We start from the raw sequence: 23,490 nt of genomic DNA, 5'->3' as shown, positions 1-23,490 counted from the left end.
CCTCATCGCAGGCACACACACCGGAGAGATCGCATGCATATCGTCGTCTGCATCAAGCAGGTCCCGGACTCCGCGCAGATCCGCGTCCACCCGGTGACCAACACCATCATGCGCCAGGGTGTGCCGACCATCATCAATCCCTACGACCTGTTCGCGCTCGAAGCCGCGTTGCAGCTGCGTGACAAGTTCGGCGGCGAAGTGACCGTGCTGACGATGGGACCGCCGTCCGCCGAGGATTCGCTGCGCCGCGCGCTGACCTACGGCGCCGATCGCGCGGTGCTGCTGACCGACCGCTTCTTCGCCGGCGCCGACACGCTGGCGACGACCTATGCGCTCGCGACCGCCATCCGCAAGATCAGCGAGACCTTTGGTGCGCCGGATATCGTGTTCACCGGCAAGCAGACGATCGATGGCGACACCGCCCAGGTCGGTCCCGGCATCGCCAAGCGGCTCGGCCTGCTGCAGCTGACCTATGTGGCCAAGATCAACGAGGTCGATCCGGCCGCGCGCACCATCGAGGCGGAGCGCCGCTCGGAAGGTGGCGTTCAGGTGCTCAAGACCAGGCTGCCGTGCCTGGTCACGATGCTCGAGGCGACCAATGAGATCCGCCGCGGCGGCATGGCGGATGCGCTGCGTGCCGCGCGCGCGCAGATCGTGACCTGGAGCGCCAAGGACGCCGGCGTCGAGGACATCTCCAAATGCGGCCTGAAGGGCTCGCCCACGATCGTCAAGCGGGTGTTCGCACCTTCGGCGCGCGCCGAAAAGGCGGTCTTCGTCGATTTCAGCAATAAGCCGCCGGCGGAGGCGCTGATCGAGGAATTGTTCAAGCGGCAGCCGAAGCTCGAGGCCGAGCTGATCTCGTCGGCGCACGGCTACTGACTTCGCCATCTCACGACGGTTGAGACTTCCAGCTTCTTTCGGATCAACGGGACGACGACCATGAGCGAACCCACCAAAGCACCGCCCGCCGCAGCCGGTCGCGCCGCGACCAAGAAGGAGCTGCCGGAGCATTTCAAGGCCTACAAGCACGTCTGGGTGTTCATCGAGCAGGAGCGCGGGCAGGTTCATCCCGTGTCCTGGGAGCTGATGGGCGCCGGCCGCAAGCTCGCCGACAAGCTGAAGGTCGATCTTGCGGCCGTGGTCATCGGACCGCCCGGTGAGGCCGTGCAGCATGCCGCCGCCGAGTCGTTCTGCTACGGTGCCGATCTGGCTTACATCGTGGCCGACGAGGTTCTTACCGACTATCGCAACGAGGCCTACACCAAGGCGCTGACCGATACCGTCAACACCTTCAAGCCGGAGATCCTGCTGCTCGGCGCCACCACGCTGGGCCGCGACCTCGCCGGCTCGGTGGCCACCACCTTGCTGACCGGTCTCACCGCCGACTGCACCGAGCTCGACGTCGATGCCGACGGCTCGCTGGCCGCGACGCGACCGACCTTCGGCGGTTCGCTGCTGTGCACGATCTACACGCTGAACTACCGGCCGCAGATGGCGACCGTGCGCCCGCGCGTGATGCCGATGCCCGAACGGGTCGAGAAGCCGGCGACCCGGATCATCGAGCACAAGCTCGGCCTGGTCGAGGAGGACATCGTCACCAAAGTGCTGTCCTTCATTCCGGACCGCGACTCCGCCAAGTCCAATCTCGCTTATGCCGACATCGTCGTCGCCGGTGGGCTCGGACTGGGCTCGCCCGAGAACTTCCAGCTCGTCAAGGGCCTGGCGGCGGTGCTCGGCGCGGAGTTCGGCTGCTCGCGCCCGCTGGTACAGAAGGGCTGGGTGACTTCGGACCGCCAGATCGGCCAGACCGGCAAGACGATCCGTCCGAAGCTGTACATCGCCGCCGGCATCTCCGGCGCGATCCAGCATCGGGTGGGCGTCGAGGGCGCCGATCTGATCGTCGCCATCAACACCGACAAGAACGCGCCGATCTTCGATTTCGCGCATATCGGCATCGTCACCGACGCGATCCGGCTGCTGCCGGCGCTCACCGAAGCATTCCGCGCGCGGCTGTCGCCGCATTCGCGCGACCGCATCGCAAGCTAGGCACCAGAGGAGCAGGGCAATGATCGAGGAACGTTTCGACGCGATCGTCGTGGGCGCCGGCATGGCCGGCAATGCGGCTGCGCTGACCATGGCCCAGCGCGGCATGAAGGTCTTGCAGCTCGAGCGCGGCGAGTATTCCGGCTCGAAGAACGTGCAGGGCGCCATTCTCTATGCCGACATGCTCGAGAAGCTGATCCCGGATTTCCGCGAGGAAGCGCCGCTGGAGCGGCACCTCGTCGAGCAGCGCTTCTGGATGCTCGACGACAAGTCCCATGTCGGCCTGCACTACAAGTCGGACGACTTCAACGAGGAGAAGCCGAACCGCTACACCATCATCCGCGCCCAGTTCGACAAATGGTTCTCGTCCAAGGTCAAGGAAGCCGGCGCCACCGTGCTGTGCGAGACCACGGTGACGGAGCTGGCGCAGGACGCCTATGGCAAGGTGATCGGCGTCAAGACCGACCGCCGCGACGGTGAGATCCATGCCGACGTGGTCGTGCTGGCCGAGGGCGTCAACGGCCTGCTCGGTACACGCGCCGGCTTGCGCGAGCGGCCGAAGCCGGAGAACGTCGCGCTCGCGGTCAAGGAGATGCACTTCCTGCCGCGCGAGACCATCGAGGCCCGCTTCAACCTCAAGGGCGACGAGGGCGCGGTCATCGAGGCCGCAGGGACGATCTCCCGCGGCATGACCGGCATGGGCTTCATCTACTCCAACAAGGAGTGCATCTCGCTTGGTATCGGCTGCCTCGTGTCCGACTTCCAGAAGACCGGCGAGACGCCTTATGGATTGCTGGAGCGCTTCAAGCAGCATCCGTCGGTCGCGCCGCTGATCGAGGGCTCCGAGGTGAAGGAGTACTCGGCGCATCTGATTCCTGAGGGCGGCTACAACGCGATCCCGCAGCTCTGCGGCGACGGCTGGGTCGTGGTCGGCGACGCCGCCCAGCTCAACAACGCGATCCACCGCGAAGGCTCCAACCTCGCCATGACCTCAGGGCGCATCGCCGCCGAGGCGATCTTCCAGGTCAAGTCGCGCCGCGATCCGATGACCAAGGAGAACCTCGCGCTCTACAAGAAGATGCTGGAAGAGTCCTTCGTCATCAAGGATCTGAAGAAGTACAAGGACATGCCGGCGCTGCTGCACAACCAGTCGCAGAACTTCTTCCTCACCTATCCGCAGCTGGTCTCCAAGGCGATGCAGAACTTCGTGCGCGTGGACGGCACGCCGAAGAAGGAGAAGGAGAGCAGCATGCTGCGGTCCTTCGTGAGTGCGAGGTCGTGGACGGGCCTGTTCGGCGATGCCTTCAAGTTCGCCCGGGCGTGGCGCTAATCGGTGAATGAACTAAGCAATCGAAGCGAGGGAGATCAGAGATGAGCACGGACGTTGCAGTCAGGGTCGAAGACAAACTGTTCTACAATCGCTACCAGGTCGATCCCGGCCGGGCCCATATCAAGGTCCGTCCGCACACCACGCCGAGCCCGCAGCTGAAGGCGCTGCTCAAGGCGTGTCCCGCGCGCTGCTACGAGCTCAACGACTCCGGCCAGGTCGAGATCACCGTCGACGGCTGCATCGAATGCGGCACCTGCCGGGTGATCGGCGAAGGCAGCGGCGACATCGAATGGAGCTATCCTCGCGGCGGCTACGGCGTGCTGTTCAAGTTCGGCTGAGCGCCGAGGCAGGCAGGGCGGCGCATGTCCCGCGAAATGCGCCGCGGACCATCCGATGCTATATCATTCTTGATATAGGTCATTGAACACGGGTGTTCTCTCTGCTTTCATCGGACTGCAGCAGGGTTGCTGCCGAAGAGGAGGAGCAGGTCAGTGAAGCTGAGCGCGCGGAACGTCTTGCCGGGAACGGTGATCTCGGTCTCCAAGGGAGCGACGACGGCCCATGTCAAGGTCGAGCTCGCCCCCGGGCTGACGGTTTTCTCGGCCATCACCAACGAGGCGGTCGAGGAGCTCGCTCTCGCGGTCGGCGATCGCGTGTCGGCCGTGATCAAGTCGTCGGACGTGATGATCGGGAAATAGCCCTGGGGTAACGGCGACCGTGTGCGTCGCTTAGCCGGCGCTCGCGGGCTGGGAGCCCAGCGTCAGCCACCATGCGTCCATGGCGGAGCGCGACGGCGGCAGCAATGTGCCGAGGTCACCGGCGAAGTCCCGCCAGTCGGCGATGCACTTCTGCGGCACGGCCGTCAGCACCGGGATTCCCGATGTGATCGCGTCGGCCAATTCGCCGCGCAGGCCGCTTCCCGACGCCTCCTGCTTGGAGAATTTATTGATGACGATGAGGTCGGCGTGAGCCTTGATGGCGCGATGAACGGCCATGCCGGCTTCGGCGAGGCCGGCCGCGTCGAGCTTGCAGGCGGTCGATCCGCTGCCAAGATCCTGGCAGATCGAGATCGTGTCGCCATTGGTGAGGTCGATGACGTCCATCCCGCTCTTGCGGCCGATCGCGTCCCTTGTGTTGCGCTGGACAATTCCGCCGACGCGCACCCCGCGTTGCTGCAGCCCCTGGACAAAATCATCCAACAGCGTGTCGGCGTCGTCACCCGGTCCATAGAGCACCGCGGCGAGGCGTGGCGGGTTGAGCTCGGCCGGCTCGGCGAATTCATGCGGCGTCATGTGTCGACCTCGGGCCACTGCGATGCTTCCGTTCGGCCCGTCCACCTCATGTCAGGCCTGCCATCGTGAGCGTGCAGGGCGCCGTATATATATCGGGAATAAGGCCTGCCTACCAACAGGAGATCTCGCACGTGCCGACCACCGTGACGCACCATGATCTGGAAGCGCTGCTCCGGGACGATGTGCCCTATGGCGACCTGACCACGGAGGTGCTCGGAATCGGCGCCGAGCCTGCGGAGATGTTGTTCGTCGCGCGCGACCGGATGGTGCTGGCGCTCGCAGAGGACGCCGCCGCGCTGATCGAGCTGGCCGGTGGCCGTGTCGAACAGCTTGCAGCCAGCGGTGCGGCACTCGAGAAGGGCGCGCCGATCCTGCGGGCGCGAGGGGGCGCCGCCGGCCTGCTGCGCAGCTGGAAGGTCGCGCAAACGCTGATCGAGATCTGGTCGGGTGTCGCCACGGAGGCCGCCGCCATCGTGGGTGCCGCGCGCGCGGCAAGGCCCGGCATTGCCGTGGCCTGCACGCGCAAGAATGTCCCGGGCACCAAGCAGTACGCCGTGGCTGCGGTGAAGGCGGGTGGAGCCGTGATGCATCGGCTCGGCCTGTCCGAGACCATCCTCGTTTTCCCGGAGCATCGGGCGTTTCTTGGCGAGACGCCGCTCGCCGACATTGCCGAGCGGTTGCGCCGTACCGCTCCGGAAAAGCGTCTCGTCATCGAGGTCACGACCATCGAGCACGCCGTGGCGGCTGCTGCCGCCGGCTTCGACGTCATCCAAGCTGAAAAATTTCCGCCTGCCGACATCGCGGCACTGGTTCAACGCGTGAGGACGCTGGCCACCTTGCCGGTCCGGCCGATCGTTGCGGCCGCGGGCGGCGTCAATGCGCGGAACGCCGCGGCCTATGCCGAGGCTGGCGCCGATGTGCTCGTCACCTCCGCGCCTTATCTCGCGCGTCCCTGCGACGTGCAGGTCAGGATCACCAGGGCAGCGGCCTGACGCTTTGCATCGATCATTGCGGCGGCCGGGCGGCCGGCCGCTTCTGGCGGTTGGCCCGCCACTCCAGGAACTCGCGAAACAGTTTCGGGTCGTTCGCCGCGTTCGGCGGGAGGTCGCTGGCCTGGGCATTGGCGCCCACCACCTGGGCTGCCGGCATATTGCGATCGAGCCAGTCCTGCGCCGTCTTGAACCGGGTCCAGCCGGCGATCGGCGCCAGCGGCGCGACCTCCAGCCATTTCGGATGAAACGGCGGCCGCTGCAGCGTCTGAAGGTTGTTGAACAGCGCTTCGACCAGCAGCGACAGCCGGCGGTGGCGATCGCTGCCGGCCTGCCAATTATACGACGCCAGCAGCGCCTCGGCGGCGATCGTGTTCACCGGGGTGCCGGCGCTGACGAGGTTCGGATAGTCCTCGGCTGACAGCTGCGCCGGCAGATAGTCCTCGCGGAGCGCCTTGTCGTACTCGACCGGCACGAGATGCAGGTTCGGATCCCTGATCTGGCTCAGCCATTGCAGCGGCTTGCCCTCGACGGCGATAATCGCGTCGATGTCGCCCCGGCGCAGCATGTCGACCGCGAGCCGCGGCTCGATGTAGAGCAGATGCGGCCTGATCCCCAGACGCTCGAACACGTTGATCGAGGTGACGAAGGTGCCGCCATCGGGAAGGTCGACGGCGATCGTCTTGCCGTCGAGCTCGCTCAAGCTGGTGATCGATCTCGGCGCCACCACGTGCATTTCCTCGTTGAACAGCTTGGCGACATAGACCAGCTGCTCGCGGACGTTGTTGGCGAAGTCCTTCCGTTCGAGGAAGGCGAGGGTGTCCTTGCGGATGACGCCCGCATCGACGCCGCGCAGGAGCAGGATGTCGGCCACCGACTGCACCGAGCCGCGACCGATCACCGGCAGGACCCGCAGTTCGGCGCCCTTGTCGAGGACCGAAGCGAGATCCGCGCCCATGTTGGCATAGGTGCTGCCGAACGATCCGGTCATCAGCGTCACGGTGTTCGCGTTCAACTGATTGGCGAGATCCTTCTTCGCGGTGCCGTAGCGGAAGATCGTCTTGAAGGACTCGCTGACGGTACCTGGGTCGATGCCGCTGCGGACCGGACCGAAGCGCTGCCATTTGCCGCCGATGAACTGCATCATCTGCATCTGCTCCAGCGGCGCGTGATCGTGGACGCTGGTGTTGATCGTGATGCCCGGCAGCAGCATCGGCACCTGGAGGCCCTTGAGGGACGATGCCTGCCTGATGATGTTCTCGCGCGACAGATCGTCGCCGCATTGCTTCAGCACGGCCACCATCGTCTCGGCGACGATATAGCCGTAGATCGCAAGTCCGTTGCTGCGCGAGACCTGAGGCAGGTAGCGGTCCATGAACGACGCCCATTCGCGGTGGGCCGGATCGTCGGTCGTCGCCGTGTCGTCCTCATCGGTGAAGTAGTTGGCGGACAGGATGCCTTCCGAATTCTGCGCGCCGGCGGCCAGCATCACCGCGGAGGTCGAATCCGACACCGAGGTGAGGAGATGGTCCGGATGCCAGCCGATCTCGGCGACTCGCCGGATTGCCATGATCGCGAATTTCGGGGTGGTGACGTCGAGCAGGATGTCGGCGCCCGAGGCCTTCAAGGTCGCGATCTGCTGGTTGACGTTTGCATCGGTGACCTTGTAGCCGGCCTCGGCGACCACCGGAATCTTGCCGCCGAGAGCATCCTTCAGGCCCTTGATGTAGTCCTTGCCGAAATCATCATCTTGATAGAGGATCGCGATCTTGCCGCGTGAATGCGTCTCGAGCAGATATTGCGCGAAGATGTGCGCCTCGGTCTGGTAGCTCGGCTGAAAGCCCATGGTCCAGGGAAAGTCCTGCGACTGATCCCATTGCGAGGAGCCGGAAGCGACGAAGAGCTGCGGAATCTTGTTGGCGTTCAGATAGGGACGGACGGCGAGGCTCGTGGCGGTGCCCAGGCTGGCAAACATCAGCAGGACATTGTCCTCCTCGACGAGCTTGCGAGTCATCTCGACCGTCTTCTGCGGATTGTAGCCGTCGTCATAAGAAATGAAACTGATGCGGCGGCCGTCGATGCCGCCTTCGGCGTTGACCTTGTTGAAATAGGCCGTGATCGCCTTGCCGATGACGCCGTAGGCGAGCGCCGGGCCGCTATAGGGCATGGTGTTGCCGATGCGGATTTCATTACCGGCGGCTGCGGCTGGACGGGGCTGGGCGACCTGCAGCGGAATTGCGAATGCGAGCGCGAGACAGGCTGCCTTTCCGGTCATCTCCGCACGGCTCACCGGCCGTGCCGGGCGCGGCAAACCTGAACTGCACGGGGCCGTCACGTCGGCACGAATCGCAGTGTCGATGCCCTGCATCATGAATCCTCCCGTCGATGGTCCGGCTTTTGAGCGCAGGGGATCGCTGCCGCCCTTGTTGCCAGGCGGTCCGGATCGCGTCTGAGAAGCTGAGATCTGACGTCGTCAGCGCGCCGCGGAGATCCGGCGGTTGGCTTCCGGCGATCCCTGCTCTGCGGCCCTGAGATACCAGGTGCGCGCCCTGGCCGCGTCGGGGACGGCCCCGAGGAGACGCGACTTCGTCAGCTCGTTCGGGTCGTAGGTGCGTGCGAGCAGAAGCGATGCGTCGGCGATGCCCGCATCGGACAGCCTTGTCAGGATCAGGCGGGCGCTCGCAACATCGCCGGCGGCGAGCAGGTCGCGTCCGCGCTTCATCAGCGAATCGACTTCGTCGCGGGGCAGCGGGATTGTCGGACGAGATGTCGCGACGGGCGGCGGCGACGGCTGGCTCGAAGCTGCCGGCGGCGCGGCGGTCATGGATGGAGGCGATTGGGGTGCCGCCGGCCAGCTACGCGTCGCCGCCTCGGTCGTGCTGGGTGTCGCGAGCGATGCGACCGTCTGCGGCGGATCATCCTGCGCGACCTTGGCCTCCGCCGGGTCGATCTGGGCGAGACTCTCCAGCACGGTGGAGGGCATCATCGGGCCTTTGCCGGCCGCCGCGGTCCCGCTCCCGTCGACTGCGACCATATTGGCGACCATCAGCGCGATGGACGCTGCGATGCCGACGGCCGCGCTGATCTTGATCACGAGGCCGAGCGGCGACGCCTTGTCCATGTCCTCAGGCGGCAGCGGCATCACGACGGGATCGAGCTTCGCGCTCCAGGCGCGACGCACCTCTTCGTCGTCCAGATTGATCGCTGGCTGGCGCACTGGCAGCAAGTTTTTCCGTGCCACGAGATGGTGCGGCAGGGAACCGGCGTCCTGAGGCAGATCGTAAGGCGCCGGGCTAGCATCAGGCTGACGGCGGCGCGGCGCGTATTTGCGAAGCTCCGCGCTGGCCCAAGGCGGCGCCGGCCTGTCCGGATCATTCTGAACTGGAGCACTCATCACTAGCCTCCTGTCTCCGGCGATCCGCTCGCCGGAGAGAGCTTCAGGGCGTCAGGCATGCGCGGCCTGCCCGATGATCGCATGTTGCGAGATCGGAGGAAATGCATCCCCGCTTGCGTCGCGACTGACAGGTCCGGTTTCCTTCCGACACACGCGCCACTGTTTTCGCGCGCCCTGGTCACAATCGATGTTGCTTGGCCCTTAAGCTGATCAATGTTCTTGGCGGGAAGCGTGAGGTGGTAAGGCTATTTGATGGAAATTTCCCGGCTCGCACGACCCGGGAATGCTCGTTGTGCGGGAAGAGGCAGGAGCGTCCCGGTCTTACGGCAGGAGGCGCGGAGTACCCCGGTGCCGCCGGGGGCGCGGCTTCGCCGCGCGTTCAGGGGCTTAGTCGAATGAACGGCTGCATCGTCGCCGCGGCGACTTCAACCCTGAAGTGAACTCACAAAAAACAAATGCGGCCGGACATTGCCGGCCGCATTCACAGATAAGATAGATTTCTACTCGGCGGCCAGCGCGACCGTCACACCGGCGGCCTCGATGGCCACTGCGACCGACTGAATGATGGCCGCGAAGCGGACGGCGGTCTGGATCGAGGCAGCGGGAACGGCGGCCTCTTGCAGGACCTTTTCGTGGGCGTCGATGCAGGTGCCACAGCCATTGATGGCCGACACCGCCAGCGACCACAGCTCGAAATCCGCCTTGTCGACCCCGGGATTGGCGATGACGTTCATTCGCAGCCGGGCCGGCATCGTCGCGTACTCCTTGTTCGAGGCAAGGTGCACAAAACGATAGTAGACGTTATTCATCGCCATGATCGCGGCGGCCGACTTGGCCGCCGCAAGCGCCGTCGCCGACAACTGTGCCGCTGCGACCGCTTCGAAGGCCGCCATCACCATCGGATTGCGCGTCGCAATCGCGCAGGCGACGAACAGGCCATACTTCGCCTGCGGCGACAGCGTCTCGTCGGACGCCATCGACGACAGGTTGAGCCGGACGTCCTTGGCGAAGTCCGGAATCTGGTCCTTGAGCTGCTCGATCGACATGATCAAGCGACCTTCAGGGTCTCGCCGCCGACCTCGCGGTTGCACGGGCAGAGCTCGTCGGTCTGCAGCGCGTCGAGCACGCGCAGCGTGTCCTTCGGCGCGCGGCCGACATTGAGGTTGGTCGCGTAGACGTGCTGGATGGTGTTGTCCGGATCGACGATGAACGTATAGCGGTAGGCGACGCCATCCGGCGAGCGCACGCCGAGGCCGTCGACCAGGGAGCCCTTTGTGTCGGCGAACTGCCAGATCGGCAGCTTGTGCAGATCCTTGTGGTCGCGACGCCAGGCCAGCTTGCAGAACTCGTTGTCGGTGGAGCCGCCGAGCACGACCGCGTCGCGGTCGGCAAAGTCCTTCGACAGCCGCGCGAACTCCGCGATCTCGGTCGGGCAGACGAAGGTGAAGTCCTTCGGATAGAAGAAGATGATCTTCCACTTTCCGGGAAAGCTGGCTTCGGTCAGGGTCTCGAAGGCGCTCTCGCCCTTCTCCTCCTGCAGATGAAAACCAGGCTTCACACCGACGATTTCGAACGACGGCAGCTTACTTCCAATTCCGAGCATGTCGCACTCCAAGAAATTTCTGCGCTGCAATAGCGAGGCGCATTGTGCATTGCAAGCGATATGCCATTAGCTATCAACATCAATGCGTTGTCGGGAAAGCGACGCTTGACTTGGTCATGTTGCGATTGCGAACGAATGCGATGTCAGGGATGTGACACGGGCACGTGATGCATTCGCTCAACGTGCGATTCGCGACAGACCGTCTTTACGCATTTGCCGCGTGCATCCGTGCGAGGTCGCAGAGAGAAGTTGATCGTAGGGGTCGGCTGATCGCTGAGGCAGGAACTGACGGGACGCTAGCGAACGCGTCGAGACCTGCAATTTCTTTGTGCGGTCTGAGTGGCAAAATTGACATTAAGGGCCTTGCTGCGATGCACGTTTGACCACCGCGGCTCCGGAAGCGGCAGTCAGGTGACAAGCGCGCGGCAGCTCAAAGGTATCGGGCGCAACGGCGTCGTGGGCCGGACGTGATGACGTCAGCTTTTCAGCAGACCGCGTCTGTTATTTCGCCTTGCTGCTGAAGCGCGCGGCCATACTCTCCCGGCGGGATGACATCCACTGGCCTGGGAGGAGTTCTGCACCATGAGCGAACGTGTCTCGGCAATATCTGCGAGCGCGAGCCTGTCCCTCGATCGACGGCGCTTTCTGACAACATCGGCCGCACTGGCCGCGGGACTCGGAGCGCCCTCGCTCCTGGGAACCCGTAAGGCATTGGCGGCCGGCCTGAAGACGGTCCGCTTCAGCGAGGCCGTGCACAATCTCGGCTACATCAATCTCTACGTCGGCATGCATGCCGGCATCTTCAAGAAGAACGGCCTGGACATGCAGGTCAGCGCCGCCGGCGGCGACACGCAGACCTTCGCCGCCGTGCTCGGCGGCTCCGCAGATTTCGCCATCGGCGATGCGACGATGGCGCAGATTTCGCGCGAGAATGGCGGGCCCGGTGTGGTCGTCGGCACGGTGGTGCAGCGCGCGCATTATTTCGGCGTCTCCAAGACGCTGGAGCCGATCACCGATCCCAAGGGCTTCAAGGGTCTCAAGATCGTGACCTCGCCCGAGCCCAACACCAACTACAGCGTCGCCAAGCGCCTGCTCGAGAAGGCGGGCATGAAGGTCGGCGTCGACGCGACGATCGTTCCCGTCAATCCCGGCACCGAGATCGCCGCGATGCTCGCCGGGCAGGCCGACATCGCCATCGCCTATCAGCCGAGTGTCGCGGCGGCGGAAGCGCAGGGCGCCAAGGTGGTGTTCGACTTTTCCAACTATATCGGCCCGTTCTGCAACACCGGCATCATGGTGCTGCCGACCACGATCCAGAAGGATCCGGAGATGGTCCAGGCGCTGGTGACCTCGTTCGAGGAGGCCTCGCGAAAGACCTATGCCGATCCAGCCTTCTCGAAGGAGGTGGCCCGCAAGGAATTCCCGGATCTGCCCGGCGAAGTCGTTGACAAGGCGATCGATGCCGAGCTGAAATATCTCATCCCGGCGCAGTCGGTGATCACCAAGACCGATCAGTGGGCCAACCTGATGGAGATGCAGGTCTATCTCGGCAATGCCAAGGGCTCGGTCCCGTTCGATCAGATCATCGACAACTCGTTTGCAGAAAAGGCGATCGCCAGTCTCAAATGACTGAGGTGAGCGGTACGGTGCAGATCGGGCCGGGCGCCCCGGCGGCGCCCGCGCCCCCGCTCGTCGTCGAACATGTGGCCAAGAGCTATGAGCTCGACGGCGGCCGCATCGTGCCGGTCATCGGCGATCTCAGCTTGACACTGAAGGAGGGCGAGATCGTCAGCATCGTCGGCCCGTCCGGCTGCGGCAAGACTACGCTGCTGAATACGCTGTGCGGACTGCTCGCGCCCGATGCCGGCCGCATCCGCTGGCATGGTCTGGAGGTCGCGGGACAGCCGCAGAATGTCGGCTACATGCTGCAGAAGGATCTGCTGCTGCCGTGGCGGACCGCGCTCGGCAACACGATGCTCGGCCTCGAGATCCGCGGCGTGCCGGCGGCGCAGGCCGAGGACCGCTGCCGCGCGATGCTCGATCAACTCGGGCTGCACGGCTTTGCCGATCACTATCCTTCCACCTTGTCCGGCGGCATGCGCCAGCGCGTGGCTCTTGCGCGGACGCTGGTCAACGAACCGGACGTGCTGCTGCTCGACGAGCCGTTCGCCGCACTCGATTTCCAGAGCAAGCTGCTGATCGAGAACGACACGGTCGAACTGGTGCGGAAAGGCCGGCGCTCGCTGCTGCTGATCACCCACGATATCGAGGAGGCGGTGTCGCTCGCCGACCGCGTGATCGTGCTGACCAAGCGTCCGACGCAGATCAAGACGGTCTACGACATCGCGCTCGGCGCCGATCGCCGCGACGTGATCTCGGTCCGGCAGGCGCCGGGCTTCAGCGATTATGTCCGCAGCATCTGGGCTGATCTCGACGTGGTGCTGCAATGACCGCGGAGATCGACGTGACGCCGGCCGCTGCCAAGGGATTGAGCGATCGCGCTGCACCGGCAGGGCGGCGTTGGCTGCGTCTGCGCAACACGCTCGGAGTGCTCGCGACCCAGCTCGTCGTGCTCGCGGCCTTCCTGGCGTTCTGGGAGTACGCGACGGGCCAGAACAAGGCGGCGGCCTTCATGTTCGGCTCGCCCTCGGCGATCTTCAAGTTCCTGTCGCAGATGGCTTACGATGGAAGCCTCTGGCGCGACACGTATGTCACGGGCCTCGAGACGCTGCTCGGCTTCTTCGTCGGCAACTGCACCGGCACCTTGATCGGGCTGTCGCTGTGGTATTCACGTTTCGTCTCGCGCGTGGTCGAGCCGTTCGTCATCGCGCTCGGCTCGATCCCGATTATCGCGCTGGCGCCGATCATCATCATCTGGTTCGGCACCGGCCTGATTTCGAAGGTCGCGATGTCAACCCTGTCGGTCGTGATCGTGGCGCTGGTGACCTCCTACAAGGGCGCGACCGGGGTCGACCCCGACCAGATCAACCTGCTGCGCACGCTCGGCGCCTCGAAGTTCCAGATCTTTCGCAAGCTGGTCGTGCCGGCGTCGCTGACCGACATCTTCGCAGGACTGAAGCTCACGGTCGGCTTCGCGCTGATCGGCGCCATCGTCGGTGAGTTCATGTCGTCATCCGAGGGCCTGGGGCACGCGATCTTCAAGGCCGGCTCGTTGTACATCATTCCGAAGGTCTTCGCCGCGCTGGTCGCCACCATCGCGCTGGCCCTGGTCCTGACCTTTGCCGTTGGCAAGATCGAGCAGCTTCTGATGCCATGGCGACGGCAGCTGCAACGATGAGGCGGGATTCTCCGATCATGCATCACCAGAAACGAAACGGCGGACAAAACAGGGAGTGATCATGTCAAAGCGCGTCAGCAAGGCGGGCAACATCAAATACGCGCTCTCCGGCGATGATAAGTTCATCGCGTCAGTGGAGCCCGGTGAGATCTTCGTCGTCGAATGCGCGATCAACGTCAATGACGGCACCATTCGGGCACTCGGCCAGCAACTGGTCGAAAGCGACGTGACGCTGCCTTACGTCAACGGTGCGACCGGTCCGATCGAGGTGCGCGGTGCCAAGGCCGGCGACATGCTGCGGCTCGACATCATCGACATGGAGCTCGACCGCCTCGGATTCACGGCACTATGGCCCGGCATCGGCATGTTCCCCGACTGGGTTCGGCGCAAGGAGTTCGGCATCCAGACCCGTGTCGTCGCCGTCGAGAACGGTCAGGTGCTGTGGAACGAGCATGTGAAGCTGCCGGTGCGGCCGATGATTGGCGTCGCTGGCGTGGCGCCGGTCCATGGAGCGGTGCTGACGGTCGACAACGGCCCGCATGGCGGCAATCTCGATGTGCAGGAGATCACGTCGGGCAATTCGGTGTTCTTCCGCGTCAACAAGGATGGCGCGCATCTTTTCCTCGGCGACTGCCACGCCATCCAGGGCGATGGCGAGGCCAACGGCATGGGCGCGATCGAGATCGCGGCGAACCTCACCGTCAAGGTCTCGCTCGACAAGGCACCGGCGCGGCTGAACCATCCGCGTATCGAGACACCGACGCATATCTGCACGCTCGGCTGTGCGCGCCCCCTGGAGGATGCGATGCGGATCGCGTTCGAGGAGATGATCAACTGGCTCGAGGATGATTGGAAGATCCCGGCAGCGGAGGCCTATATGCTGCTCGGCCAGGTCGCCGAGGCGCGCTGTACCCAGGTGGTCAATCCGAAATACACCTACATCTGCAAGGTCAACAAGACCTTGCTCGCCGGCTATCACGGCTGAGGCCGTTCACTCGAGACGAAGGAGGACATCATGGATCTGGGATTGGCGGGCAAGAGCGTGCTGATCACGGGCGGTAGCAAGGGTATCGGACTCGCGATCGCCGAATTGTTTGCCGCCGAAGGCGCCAACGTGGCCATCTGCGCCCGCGACGCCGAGGCCGTGAGCAAGGTGGTCGCCAAGCTCGTGGCGAAGGGCGTGAAGGCCTGGGGGCAGGGGATCGACGTCGCCGATTCCGTCGCGCTGAAGGGCTGGGTCGAAGGCGCAGCCAAAGAGCTCGGCGGCGTCGACTGCGTGGTCTGCAATGTCAGCGCGCTCGCCGTCGGCGACACGGCGGAGACATGGGAGAAATCCTTCCGGACCGACATGATGCACACCGTCAATTCGATTGCGGCGGCGGTTCCCTATCTCGAGCAATCGAAGTCGGCCTCGATCAGCATCATCTCCAGCGTATCCGGCTTCGAGGTCGACTTTGCCGCGGGATCCTATGGCGCGATCAAGGGCGCGTTGATTCACTACGCGAAGGGCCTCGCTCATCAGCTTGTCAGCAAGGGGATCCGCGTCAACGCGGTTTCGCCGGGGAACACCTATTTCGAAGGCGGCATCTGGCAGAACATCGAGAACGGATCGCCGGATCTGTTCAAGATGGCGATGGGCCTGAACCCAACGGGGCGCATGGGAACCGCCGAGGAGGTCGCCTTTGGCGTGGTGATGCTGGCGAGCCCGCTGGCCAGCCGCATCTCGGGAACCAACCTGATCATCGATGGTGCCTTGACGAAGGCGGTCTAGATTCGCCTTCGCGCAAGCTTGGCAGCCATGCAGCAAAAGAATGCTGCACTGCGGCCAACGTCCGACTCTCCAAGCGGCCTCACGAGTTGAGAGCGCTTGAGGCTGCAAGGGAGAACAGGGCATGCAGGCACTCGTACAGCAGTTGTCCGCGCTGGTTCCCGACTGGATGGTCGGGCCAGCTTTGATCATCGGCGCCGTCCTGGGCGCGCTGCTTGTCTACAAGGTGCTCCGTGCCGTGGTGAGGCGCGCGATCGGTCCGCGTCAATCCATCCTGCTGCCGATCCTGCAGCGGACTGCAGGCCCGGCGCGACTGGCACTTTGTCTCATTGCGTTGGCGCTGGTGCTGCCGCTGGCGCCATTGAACGAGGGCTGGCGGCGCGCGCTGGCGCATCTGTTCGTGGTCGCGACGATCGCACTGGTCGGCTGGATTACGATCCGTATCGTCGACATGGTGTCCGCACGCTATCTGCAACGTTTTCGCGACGACATCACGGAGAACTTCCTCGCCCGCAAGCACGTGACCCAGGTCCGTGTCTTCAAGCGCGTCATCGATACGCTGATCATCACCGTCGCCGTGTCGGCGGCGCTGATGACGTTCGACTCCGTCAGGCAATATGGCGTGAGCCTGTTCGCATCGGCCGGCGCCGCCGGTCTGATCGTCGGTCTCGCAGCAAGGCCTTTGCTCAGCAACCTGATTGCCGGCGTCCAGATCGCGGTGACTCAGCCGATCCGGATCGAGGACGCCGTGATCATCGAGAACGAATGGGGGTGGGTCGAGGATATCGCCTCGACCTATGTCGTGATCCGGCTGTGGGACTGGCGGCGCATGGTGGTGCCGCTGTCCTATTTCATCGAGCGCCCGTTTCAGAACTGGACCCGGGATGCGGCCTCGCTGATCGGCTCGGTCGTGCTGCATGTCGACTACGCCGCTGATGTCCCGCGCATCCGCAAGCGGCTGGAGGAGGTGGCGAAGGAATCCAAGATCTGGGATGGTGCCGTGGTCAATCTTCAGGTCGTCGATACCAATGCGCGCACAATGGAGCTGCGCGCATTGGTCAGCGCGCGCAACGCGCCGCAGGCCTGGGACCTGCGCTGCGAGGTGCGCGAGAAGCTGATTGCCTTTCTGCAGCGGGAGATGCGCGAGGCACTGCCGCGCGACCGCGCCGACATCTCGCCGCCGCTGTCGGTGTTAAATCCGCAGTCGCCGCCGCATTTCGCGGCCGCGGCGAACTGAGCTAAATTAGCTTGCTGCGATCGGCCAGCTCCCGACGATGCTGAAGCGGCTGCCCGATCCCGATTGCCGGAACAGCGCAATGCGATCGATGGCGAGCTCGGTGAGATCGAGGCCGGCGAAACGGTCTTTGAGCATCGCGAGAATGGGCGGACGCCGCTCGTCGGACAGCCGGCACGTCAGTGTCATGTGGAAGCGAAAATCCTCCATGACATAGGGGTAGCCCCAGCGGTCGAGGTGCGCGCGCTGCCGCGGCGTCAGCAGCTCCGGCCTGCGCCGGGCGCGGTCCTCCGCGCTCATCGGCGCCCGGAACGTCTCGAACGTCTCGACACAGTCCGCGGCGAGCTGTTGCAGCCTCGGGACGACCTCGCTGGGAATCACAGCAATGAAGCCGCTGATCGCGTCGATGACGGGACCGATGATCGGCACGGTCCTGGGCGTCGTGGCGAACGCCGCGCAGGCGCTGATGAGCTCAGCCTCGGTCCGCGCATCATGCAGCGGGAACGGCGCCTTCAGGGTGGCGTGGAAGCCGTACTTCCGCGCGTCCGCGGTCAGCTCCGCCCAATCAGCTATCGTATCGAGAATTCCGCTTGGGAAATCCCGCTCCTGAGCGGTCCAGGCGTCGTAGCCGAGCAGATGAGCGCCAAACACGCTCAACGCTGTGTCCGGCGCAGGCGTGTAGTAGATGGCGTAGCGCGGATAGCCTTCCACGGTGCTCACTCCGCCGCCGCTGCGCGGCGTACCGCATGCGTGGTGAGACGGTCAGCGTCCGTGAGATGGACGAGACGCCCGGCCGCGATCACGGCGACGATGCGTGGACGCATCGAGGAGCTGTCATCGACCAGCACGATGTCCGCCCGCTGCCCTGGTGCGAGCGTGCCGCGGTCGGACAGGCCTGCGGCCTGCGCGGGGCCGGCTGAAATCAGGCTCCAGGCGCGGGCCAGCGGCAGAACGCCGTCCGCGACGAGACGATAGGCCGCGAGCAGGGGCGCAGGATAGTAGTAGTCGGATGCCAGCACCGAGCAGAGGCCCTTGGCGATCATGTCGCTTGCCTTGGTCCAGCCGGTATGGCTGCCGCCGCGCACCACGTTCGGCGCACCGAACACGATGGCGTCGCCGCCTGCGGCGGCCTCGCGCGCCGTTTCCTCGTTGACCGGGAACTCGGCGATGGAGACGCCCTGACCGCGAAAGGCGCGGCGCATCTCCGGACTTTCGTCGTCGTGCGACAGCATGCGCACCCCGGCCGTGCGCGCCGTCTCCGCCAGACGTGAGATGGAGGACGGCACCGCGTCCGCGCGAGCCGCGATGCGGCCGACGAGGCGGTCGAACTCGTCGCCGGACAAGCCTGTGCGATCGACCATGCGCTGGCGCTTGTGCGGCTTCTCCAGGCTCGCGACAGTCGAGTCCATATGATCGTTGAAGGCAAACAGGTCGATCCGCCGTGCAGCGAGCAACTGGCGGATCTCATCCTCGTCGTCGAGATTGTAGGTCTCGTGCCGGAGGTGGAAGCGCGTGTCCGCGGCGAGCCGCGGACGCAGGGTCTCGATCGCCTCCAACAACTGGCGTGCATTGCCGGCACTGCGCAGGCCGGGCTCCCACGACCATGTGGTCGCGTGGAACACCGTGGTGATGCCGTTGCTGACGGCCTGGCGGTCGCTGTCGACAAGCGCGACGTCGATCGGGAAGTCGACGCCAGCCCGCGGCATCATCTGCCGCTCGAACGCATCGCCATGGATGTCGACGATCCCGGGCAGGACCGTGAGGCCGGCGGCATCGAGATCCAGCGCGGCACCGCGCGTGGGGACATCGAGCCGGTCGATCACGCCTTCGGATACGGTCAGAGAGGTGTCAGCGAAGTCGGCGCCGATCAGACAGCGGCCCGAGGAGATGGAGATGTCTGTCATTGCGCGGCACTCTGCCGCACCTGGCGCCTGCCGTCGAGAGCCGTCTCGTATTTGTCCAGGAATTGGCCGATCTCGAGCTGCCGGAAATCCGGTAGCGCCGCGCGGAGCGTCTCATGGTCCCAGTCCCACCATGCCAGATTGACGAGACGCTGCTCGATTTCGATCGGAAACCGCCGCTTGATGATCCGGGCGGGATTGCCGGCGACGATCGTGTAGGCCGGCACGTCCTTGGTGACGATGGCACCCGCGGCGATCACGGCGCCGGTGCCGATGGTCCGTCCCGGCAGCACGATCGCGCCATGGCCGATCCAGACGTCGTGGCCGATGTCGACGTGATGGCGCCTGCGCCAGGCGAAGAACTCGGCATCGTCGGCTTCGCCGGGAAAGTAGGCGCTGGCGCGATAGGTGAAGTGGGCCTGGGTCGCGCGATACATCGGGTGGTTGCCGGGATTGATCCGGGTCAGCGCCGCGATCGAGCAGAACTTGCCAATGGTCGTATAGGTGATCTGCGCGTCGTTGACGACATAGGAGTAGTCGCCCATCGTCACCTCGTGAAGGATGGTTCGCGCACCAACCTCGGTATACGCGCCGAGATGCGTCTCATGGAGCTTGGCGCTGGGATCGACGGTGGGATCGATGGAAAGCGATTTGCCGACCATGTCTTTCTTATTCCCTTGAGATCAAGCAGAACCTGTAGGGCGTCCATCATGACATTCGCGTGACATCACCATGACAACGTCGATGCGCGTATGGATGAGCCAGGCGGCGTCAGCGGACTGTCACATAACTGTTTAAACCAGACGCTAGCGGTAGAGCAAAGCGAGGCGTCTGGAGAAGTCCATGCTGGTGGTCAATGGTCTGACGTGCCGTTTCGGCGCGAAAGCCGCGGTCGACAATGCGTCCTTCTCAGTGCCGCCGGGCAGCTTCGTCGGCGTGATAGGTCGGTCCGGTGCCGGCAAGTCGACCCTGCTGCGCTCCATCAACCGGCTGAGTCCGATCAGCTCCGGACAAGTCCTGTTCAAGGATCTTGACGTGACCTCGCTGCGCGGCCGCGATCTGCGCCAGTGGCGCGCCCGCTCGGCGATGATCTTCCAGCAGTTCAATCTGGTCGGGCGGCTCGACGTTCTCACCAATGTGCTGATGGGCCGGCTCGCCCAGGTTCCGTCCTGGCGGTCGCTGGCGCAAATGTGGCCGGCCGACGACGTCGCGATGGCATTGTCCGCGCTCGAGCAGTTCGACATGGCCTCGCTCGCCGCGCAGCGCGCCGATCAGCTCTCGGGCGGTCAGCAGCAGCGTGTCGCGATCGCCCGCGCGCTGGTGCAGAACCCGGAAATCATCCTGGCCGACGAGCCGATCGCCTCGCTCGACCCGCGCAACACCAAGATCGTGATGGATGCGCTGCTGCGCATCAACAAGCATTTCGGCATCACGGTGATCTGCAACCTGCATTCGCTCGATCTCGCGCGCAGTTATTGCGACCGCCTGATCGGCATGGCGCAGGGCCGCGTCGTGTTCGACGATTTGCCGGCGGCGCTCACCGCGCAGATCGCGCGCGAGCTTTACGATCTGGAGGCCGACGAGGTCATGGATGCGGTGCATCCAGCGCCGGTGGGGCCGGTCCCCGCACTCGGCGAAGCCGCCGTGGCCTGAGATCTTGGTTTCTACCGTCACGGGCTCCGCATCGCGGGGCGCGAGACTCGTTACTTACTGCAACAAGAGGGAATGTTATGATCAATCGTCGCATCGTTCTGGCGGGCGTCGCTGCGCTGGCTTTCACGGCCCAGGCGTCGGCCGAGGATTGGAAGGCGAAGTATCCTGAACTGACCTTCGCTGTGGTCCCGGCGGAGAATGCCTCGGGCGTGACCGAGCGCTGGACGCCGTTCGTCAACTATCTGTCCAAGGAGCTGGGCGTGAAGGTCACGCTCCGCATCGCCAACGACTACGCCGCCGTCATCGAGGGCCAGCGCGCCGGCAACATCCACATCGCGAGCTACGGCTCGGCCTCGTTCGCCCGCGCCCGTTTGACGGGCGTCAAGACGGACGCCTTCGCCAACGACATCAACGCCGACGGCAGCACCGGCTACTACTCGGTGTTCTTCGTCAAGGCCAACAGCCCCTACAAGAAGGTCGAGGATCTCAAGGGCAAAAACCTCGGCCTGGTCGATCCGAACTCGACCTCCGGCAACAACGTGCCGCGCTTCGAGCTCAACAAGATGGGCGTGACCGACGCCGAGGCCTATTTCGGCAAGGTCGTGTTCACCGGCAGCCACGAGAACGCGGTTCTCGCCCTCAGCCAGGGCACCGTCGACGTCGCCGCCAACCAGTGGACCAGCGACAACGACTCGACGCTCGCGCAGATGCTCACCAAGGGCATGCTGAAGAACGCAGACGGCTCGCCGATGAAGAAGGACGACTTCCGCATCATCCACAAGTCGGCCCCGATCATCAACGGCCCCTATGCCTACAACACCGATCTGCCTGAAGACGCCAAACAGGCGATCGCCAAGGCCTTCTTCGACGCGCCGACCAAGGACAAGGCGGCGTTCGACCGTCTCTCCGACGGCCAGAAGAAGGGCTTCCATCCGGCCACGACCAAGGACTGGGACGGCACGATCGATCTGATCAAGTTCGTCGACAGCCTGCGCAAGAAGGCGTCCTGATCGACGTCCCATCCAAGCGGGAGCCGGGTCGGGCATGACCCGGCTCTCGCCTTGACCAGAGCCAGATCGTTTCACAGAGAGAGCAGCACGCATCCGATGGCGGTCGCCGTTTCGATCCTGCCGAGCCAGCAGCTTGAGGCTCTGAGCGATGCGTATCGCCGGGCGGTCTCGCGCCGCCGACTGCGCCTCGCGCTGTGCGGCCTGGTGTTCCTGGCCGTGCTGCTGGCCGCCGCCGTCGGCGCGGAAGTCAATCTGCGGACGTTCTTCACCTATTTCGGCAACTTCCTCAGCTATTTCGACCGTATCTTCACGCTCGACGACGGTCACCGCGTCTGGACCAACGTCCCCGAATGGTTCTGGGGCTTCAAGAAGTGGATCAAGCTGCTTGGTGAGACGCTGCTGATCAGCTATGTCGGCACGCTCGCAGGCATGCTGGTGGCGTTCTGCCTCAATTTTCTCGCCGCCGAGAACACGTCGCCGGCGCCGTGGGTCCGATTCACGGTGCGCCGCGTGCTCGAATTCGCCCGCACCGTTCCCGGCATCGTGTTCGCGCTGATCTTCGTCATCGCCTTCGGTCTTGGCCCGGTGGCCGGCGTGCTCGCGATTGCGCTGCATTCCAGCGGCGCGCTCGGCAAGCTGTTCTCCGAAGTGGTCGAGAATGCCGACATGAAGCCGGTCGAGGGCATCAGAGCCACCGGCGCGAGCTGGCTGTCCTGCATGCGCTTCGCCGTGCTGCCGCAGGTCATTGCCGGCTTCTCCAGCTACACGCTGCTGCGCTTCGAGATCAACGTCCGCGAGGCTTCCGTCATGGGCTTCGTCGGCGCGGGCGGCATCGGCCAGGAGCTGGTCGTCGCGATCCGCAAGTTCTATTATTCGGACGTCAGCGCCATCCTCGTGATGATCGTGGTGACGGTGTTCCTGATCGATATCGGCACCGGCTGGCTGCGCGGGCGGCTGTTCGGCGCGGAGGCGCGGACATGAGCCTTCCGGACACGCCGGATCCGACGCAGCTGCGCGAGCGCTATCCGCACATCTTCAACCGGCCGATGTCGGCACGGCTCGCGACCCCCTTGGTGCTGCTGCTGGCGCTCGCCGTCTTCGTCTTCGGTCTCGTCGACCTGGATTTCTCGCCGTCGCGCATTCTGTCCGGCCTTGGCCAGCTCGGCTGGATCGCGCGTTTGATGCTGCCGCCCGACCCGGGCGGCTCGCTGCCGGTCTATCTCAAGGCGCTCGGCGAGACGCTGTCGATCGCGGTGCTCGGCACCACGCTCGCCGCATGCCTTGCGTTCCCGGTCAGCCTGCTCGCCGCCCGCAACGTCATTCCCTCGGCGATCTTCCGCTTCCCGGTGCGGCGGCTGTTCGACACGATCCGCGGCGTCGACACGCTGATCTGGGCGCTGGTCTGGATCAATGTCGTCGGGCTCGGCCCCTTCGCTGGCGTGCTCGCGATCGCGGTCTCGGACTTCGGCGCGCTCGGCAAGCTGTTCTCGGAGGCGATGGAGAGCGCCGACCGCAAGCAGGTCGAAGGCGTGCGCGCCGCCGGCGGCAACGCGCTGCATGAGATCCGATTCGGCCTGCTGCCGCAGGTGCTTCCGGTCATCGCGGGGCAGGTGCTGTACTTCATCGAGTCCAACACCCGTTCGGCGACCATCATCGGCATCGTTGGTGCCGGCGGCATCGGCCTGCAGCTCGCCGAACAGATTCGCGTGCTGGAATGGCAGAAGGTGTCGTTCCTGATCCTGATGATTCTGGTGGCGGTGGCCGCGATCGACTGGATCTCGAACAGGCTGCGCTTCGCCATCATCGGACGTCGCGCCGTCGCCTGATCGCGGCGGCATCTGAAGGTTGCGATTGTTCGTAGGCGAACGATCCAGCTGTGCTCGCGCGTGTGTGCACTTCACGCGCTGTCGCAAATCTTTCATCTGCCGGCCGTAAGGGGCTCCGGAACTGGCCGTGATGCCAGGCATACGGAGTT

Annotated in this window: 24 protein-coding genes; 16 read left to right on the top strand and 8 right to left on the bottom strand. The window is 64.7% G+C overall.

Annotation, left to right across the window (positions count from 1 at the left end; genetic code table 11):
- The first annotated feature begins 33 nt into the window (after nucleotides 1-33).
- The 5 genes from BRADO_RS25035 (at nucleotide 34) to BRADO_RS25015 (ending at nucleotide 4,071) form a co-directional block, all read left to right on the top strand.
- Nucleotides 34-879: an electron transfer flavoprotein subunit beta/FixA family protein gene (locus BRADO_RS25035; protein ID WP_012028994.1), complete on the top strand. Its 846-nt coding sequence runs from the start codon at nucleotides 34-36 to the stop codon at nucleotides 877-879.
- Between the two features lie 60 nt (nucleotides 880-939).
- On the top strand, nucleotides 940-2,046 hold the full coding sequence (locus tag BRADO_RS25030; RefSeq protein WP_012028993.1) for an electron transfer flavoprotein subunit alpha/FixB family protein: 1,107 nt from the start codon (nucleotides 940-942) through the stop codon (nucleotides 2,044-2,046).
- Between the two features lie 19 nt (nucleotides 2,047-2,065).
- Entirely contained in the window at nucleotides 2,066-3,373 is a 1,308-nt protein-coding gene (locus BRADO_RS25025; protein WP_008966546.1) for an FAD-dependent monooxygenase, read from the top strand.
- A gap of 41 nt (nucleotides 3,374-3,414) precedes the next feature.
- A complete protein-coding gene (locus BRADO_RS25020; protein WP_012028992.1) occupies nucleotides 3,415-3,711 on the top strand; it encodes a ferredoxin family protein in 297 nt (98 codons plus the stop codon).
- A gap of 153 nt (nucleotides 3,712-3,864) precedes the next feature.
- Complete coding sequence (locus BRADO_RS25015) at nucleotides 3,865-4,071, top strand: molybdopterin-binding protein (protein ID WP_009032254.1); 207 nt, start codon at nucleotides 3,865-3,867, stop codon at nucleotides 4,069-4,071.
- Nucleotides 4,072-4,101: 30 nt separating this feature from the next.
- On the opposite strand, the gene BRADO_RS25010 is transcribed toward BRADO_RS25015, so the two are convergent.
- Nucleotides 4,102-4,665 carry a DUF2478 domain-containing protein gene (locus BRADO_RS25010; protein ID WP_012028991.1) on the bottom strand — a complete coding sequence of 188 codons (564 nt, stop codon included), beginning with the start codon at nucleotides 4,663-4,665 and terminating at the stop codon, nucleotides 4,102-4,104.
- Between the two features lie 131 nt (nucleotides 4,666-4,796).
- Between BRADO_RS25010 and modD the strand changes: the two genes are divergently transcribed.
- A complete protein-coding gene (gene modD, locus BRADO_RS25005; protein ID WP_012028990.1) occupies nucleotides 4,797-5,657 on the top strand; it encodes a ModD protein in 861 nt (286 codons plus the stop codon).
- 13 nt (nucleotides 5,658-5,670) lie between these two features.
- Here modD and BRADO_RS25000 read toward each other — a convergent pair whose 3' ends face one another.
- From BRADO_RS25000 to BRADO_RS24985, 4 genes are all read right to left on the bottom strand, one after another.
- Nucleotides 5,671-8,025, bottom strand: coding sequence for an ABC transporter substrate-binding protein (locus BRADO_RS25000; RefSeq protein WP_012028989.1), 2,355 nt, complete (start codon nucleotides 8,023-8,025; stop codon nucleotides 5,671-5,673).
- 102 nt (nucleotides 8,026-8,127) lie between these two features.
- Nucleotides 8,128-9,048, bottom strand: coding sequence for a hypothetical protein (locus BRADO_RS24995; RefSeq protein WP_012028988.1), 921 nt, complete (start codon nucleotides 9,046-9,048; stop codon nucleotides 8,128-8,130).
- A gap of 500 nt (nucleotides 9,049-9,548) precedes the next feature.
- A complete protein-coding gene (locus BRADO_RS24990; RefSeq protein WP_012028987.1) occupies nucleotides 9,549-10,094 on the bottom strand; it encodes a carboxymuconolactone decarboxylase family protein in 546 nt (181 codons plus the stop codon).
- Nucleotides 10,095-10,096: 2 nt separating this feature from the next.
- A complete protein-coding gene (locus BRADO_RS24985) occupies nucleotides 10,097-10,651 on the bottom strand; it encodes a peroxiredoxin (protein WP_009032247.1) in 555 nt (184 codons plus the stop codon).
- A gap of 582 nt (nucleotides 10,652-11,233) precedes the next feature.
- Between BRADO_RS24985 and BRADO_RS24980 the strand changes: the two genes are divergently transcribed.
- The 6 genes from BRADO_RS24980 to BRADO_RS24955 all read left to right on the top strand — a co-directional run bounded on the left by BRADO_RS24980 (nucleotide 11,234) and on the right by BRADO_RS24955 (nucleotide 16,954).
- Nucleotides 11,234-12,280 (top strand): ABC transporter substrate-binding protein, encoded by a 1,047-nt coding sequence (locus tag BRADO_RS24980; protein WP_012028986.1) that lies wholly within the window; start codon nucleotides 11,234-11,236, stop codon nucleotides 12,278-12,280.
- Nucleotides 12,277-13,101, top strand: a complete 825-nt coding sequence (locus tag BRADO_RS24975) for an ABC transporter ATP-binding protein (protein WP_050781042.1) — start codon at nucleotides 12,277-12,279, stop codon at nucleotides 13,099-13,101. The genes BRADO_RS24980 and BRADO_RS24975 overlap by 4 nt, the downstream gene beginning before the upstream one ends.
- Entirely contained in the window at nucleotides 13,098-13,949 is an 852-nt protein-coding gene (locus BRADO_RS24970; RefSeq protein ID WP_012028984.1) for an ABC transporter permease, read from the top strand. The genes BRADO_RS24975 and BRADO_RS24970 overlap by 4 nt, the downstream gene beginning before the upstream one ends.
- A 61-nt stretch (nucleotides 13,950-14,010) precedes the next feature.
- Nucleotides 14,011-14,934, top strand: a complete 924-nt coding sequence (locus BRADO_RS24965; protein ID WP_012028983.1) for an acetamidase/formamidase family protein — start codon at nucleotides 14,011-14,013, stop codon at nucleotides 14,932-14,934.
- Between the two features lie 30 nt (nucleotides 14,935-14,964).
- On the top strand, nucleotides 14,965-15,720 hold the full coding sequence (locus tag BRADO_RS24960) for an SDR family NAD(P)-dependent oxidoreductase (RefSeq protein ID WP_012028982.1): 756 nt from the start codon (nucleotides 14,965-14,967) through the stop codon (nucleotides 15,718-15,720).
- Nucleotides 15,721-15,841: 121 nt separating this feature from the next.
- Entirely contained in the window at nucleotides 15,842-16,954 is a 1,113-nt protein-coding gene (locus tag BRADO_RS24955) for a mechanosensitive ion channel family protein (protein WP_012028981.1), read from the top strand.
- Between the two features lie 6 nt (nucleotides 16,955-16,960).
- Here the strand turns inward: BRADO_RS24955 and BRADO_RS24950 are convergent, their stop codons facing one another.
- The 3 genes from BRADO_RS24950 to BRADO_RS24940 are packed head-to-tail and all read right to left on the bottom strand — an operon-like array spanning nucleotide 16,961 to nucleotide 19,514.
- Nucleotides 16,961-17,662 (bottom strand): DUF1045 domain-containing protein, encoded by a 702-nt coding sequence (locus tag BRADO_RS24950; protein ID WP_012028980.1) that lies wholly within the window; start codon nucleotides 17,660-17,662, stop codon nucleotides 16,961-16,963.
- 5 nt (nucleotides 17,663-17,667) lie between these two features.
- The gene (locus BRADO_RS24945; protein WP_012028979.1) at nucleotides 17,668-18,855 is read right to left on the bottom strand and encodes an alpha-D-ribose 1-methylphosphonate 5-triphosphate diphosphatase; all 1,188 of its coding nucleotides are present in this window, start codon (nucleotides 18,853-18,855) and stop codon (nucleotides 17,668-17,670) included.
- On the bottom strand, nucleotides 18,852-19,514 hold the full coding sequence (locus BRADO_RS24940; protein WP_012028978.1) for an acetyltransferase: 663 nt from the start codon (nucleotides 19,512-19,514) through the stop codon (nucleotides 18,852-18,854). The genes BRADO_RS24945 and BRADO_RS24940 overlap by 4 nt, the downstream gene beginning before the upstream one ends.
- Nucleotides 19,515-19,695: 181 nt before the next feature.
- Between BRADO_RS24940 and phnC the strand changes: the two genes are divergently transcribed.
- The 4 genes from phnC (at nucleotide 19,696) to phnE (BRADO_RS24920) (ending at nucleotide 23,341) form a co-directional block, all read left to right on the top strand.
- Nucleotides 19,696-20,505, top strand: coding sequence for a phosphonate ABC transporter ATP-binding protein (phnC, locus tag BRADO_RS24935; RefSeq protein ID WP_012028977.1), 810 nt, complete (start codon nucleotides 19,696-19,698; stop codon nucleotides 20,503-20,505).
- Between the two features lie 77 nt (nucleotides 20,506-20,582).
- On the top strand, nucleotides 20,583-21,515 hold the full coding sequence (gene phnD / locus BRADO_RS24930; protein WP_012028976.1) for a phosphonate ABC transporter substrate-binding protein: 933 nt from the start codon (nucleotides 20,583-20,585) through the stop codon (nucleotides 21,513-21,515).
- Nucleotides 21,516-21,611: 96 nt separating this feature from the next.
- Nucleotides 21,612-22,496, top strand: coding sequence for a phosphonate ABC transporter, permease protein PhnE (gene phnE / locus BRADO_RS24925; protein ID WP_012028975.1), 885 nt, complete (start codon nucleotides 21,612-21,614; stop codon nucleotides 22,494-22,496).
- Nucleotides 22,493-23,341, top strand: coding sequence for a phosphonate ABC transporter, permease protein PhnE (gene phnE, locus BRADO_RS24920; protein WP_012028974.1), 849 nt, complete (start codon nucleotides 22,493-22,495; stop codon nucleotides 23,339-23,341). The genes phnE (BRADO_RS24925) and phnE (BRADO_RS24920) overlap by 4 nt, the downstream gene beginning before the upstream one ends.
- The last annotated feature ends 149 nt before the right edge of the window (nucleotides 23,342-23,490 follow it).

The sequence above is a fragment of the Bradyrhizobium sp. ORS 278 genome (genome assembly GCF_000026145.1).
Classification (GTDB): Bacteria; Pseudomonadota; Alphaproteobacteria; order Rhizobiales; family Xanthobacteraceae; genus Bradyrhizobium.
Note: the sequence above shows the minus strand (reverse complement) of the source record. Positions and strands in the feature narration are given on the sequence as shown.

Coding starts and splice junctions, on each gene's coding strand:
- BRADO_RS25035 (WP_012028994.1), top strand. CDS start 34: ATGCATATCGTCGTCTGCATCAAGCAGGTCCCGGACTCCGCGCAGATC.
- BRADO_RS25030 (WP_012028993.1), top strand. CDS start 940: ATGAGCGAACCCACCAAAGCACCGCCCGCCGCAGCCGGTCGCGCCGCG.
- BRADO_RS25025 (WP_008966546.1), top strand. CDS start 2,066: ATGATCGAGGAACGTTTCGACGCGATCGTCGTGGGCGCCGGCATGGCC.
- BRADO_RS25020 (WP_012028992.1), top strand. CDS start 3,415: ATGAGCACGGACGTTGCAGTCAGGGTCGAAGACAAACTGTTCTACAAT.
- BRADO_RS25010 (WP_012028991.1), bottom strand. CDS start 4,665: ATGACGCCGCATGAATTCGCCGAGCCGGCCGAGCTCAACCCGCCACGC.
- BRADO_RS25000 (WP_012028989.1), bottom strand. CDS start 8,025: ATGATGCAGGGCATCGACACTGCGATTCGTGCCGACGTGACGGCCCCG.
- BRADO_RS24995 (WP_012028988.1), bottom strand. CDS start 9,048: ATGAGTGCTCCAGTTCAGAATGATCCGGACAGGCCGGCGCCGCCTTGG.
- BRADO_RS24990 (WP_012028987.1), bottom strand. CDS start 10,094: ATGTCGATCGAGCAGCTCAAGGACCAGATTCCGGACTTCGCCAAGGAC.
- BRADO_RS24985 (WP_009032247.1), bottom strand. CDS start 10,651: ATGCTCGGAATTGGAAGTAAGCTGCCGTCGTTCGAAATCGTCGGTGTG.
- BRADO_RS24980 (WP_012028986.1), top strand. CDS start 11,234: ATGAGCGAACGTGTCTCGGCAATATCTGCGAGCGCGAGCCTGTCCCTC.
- BRADO_RS24975 (WP_050781042.1), top strand. CDS start 12,277: ATGACTGAGGTGAGCGGTACGGTGCAGATCGGGCCGGGCGCCCCGGCG.
- BRADO_RS24970 (WP_012028984.1), top strand. CDS start 13,098: ATGACCGCGGAGATCGACGTGACGCCGGCCGCTGCCAAGGGATTGAGC.
- BRADO_RS24965 (WP_012028983.1), top strand. CDS start 14,011: ATGTCAAAGCGCGTCAGCAAGGCGGGCAACATCAAATACGCGCTCTCC.
- BRADO_RS24960 (WP_012028982.1), top strand. CDS start 14,965: ATGGATCTGGGATTGGCGGGCAAGAGCGTGCTGATCACGGGCGGTAGC.
- BRADO_RS24955 (WP_012028981.1), top strand. CDS start 15,842: ATGCAGGCACTCGTACAGCAGTTGTCCGCGCTGGTTCCCGACTGGATG.
- BRADO_RS24945 (WP_012028979.1), bottom strand. CDS start 18,855: ATGACAGACATCTCCATCTCCTCGGGCCGCTGTCTGATCGGCGCCGAC.
- BRADO_RS24940 (WP_012028978.1), bottom strand. CDS start 19,514: ATGGTCGGCAAATCGCTTTCCATCGATCCCACCGTCGATCCCAGCGCC.
- phnC (WP_012028977.1), top strand. CDS start 19,696: ATGCTGGTGGTCAATGGTCTGACGTGCCGTTTCGGCGCGAAAGCCGCG.
- phnD (WP_012028976.1), top strand. CDS start 20,583: ATGATCAATCGTCGCATCGTTCTGGCGGGCGTCGCTGCGCTGGCTTTC.
- phnE (WP_012028975.1), top strand. CDS start 21,612: ATGGCGGTCGCCGTTTCGATCCTGCCGAGCCAGCAGCTTGAGGCTCTG.
- phnE (WP_012028974.1), top strand. CDS start 22,493: ATGAGCCTTCCGGACACGCCGGATCCGACGCAGCTGCGCGAGCGCTAT.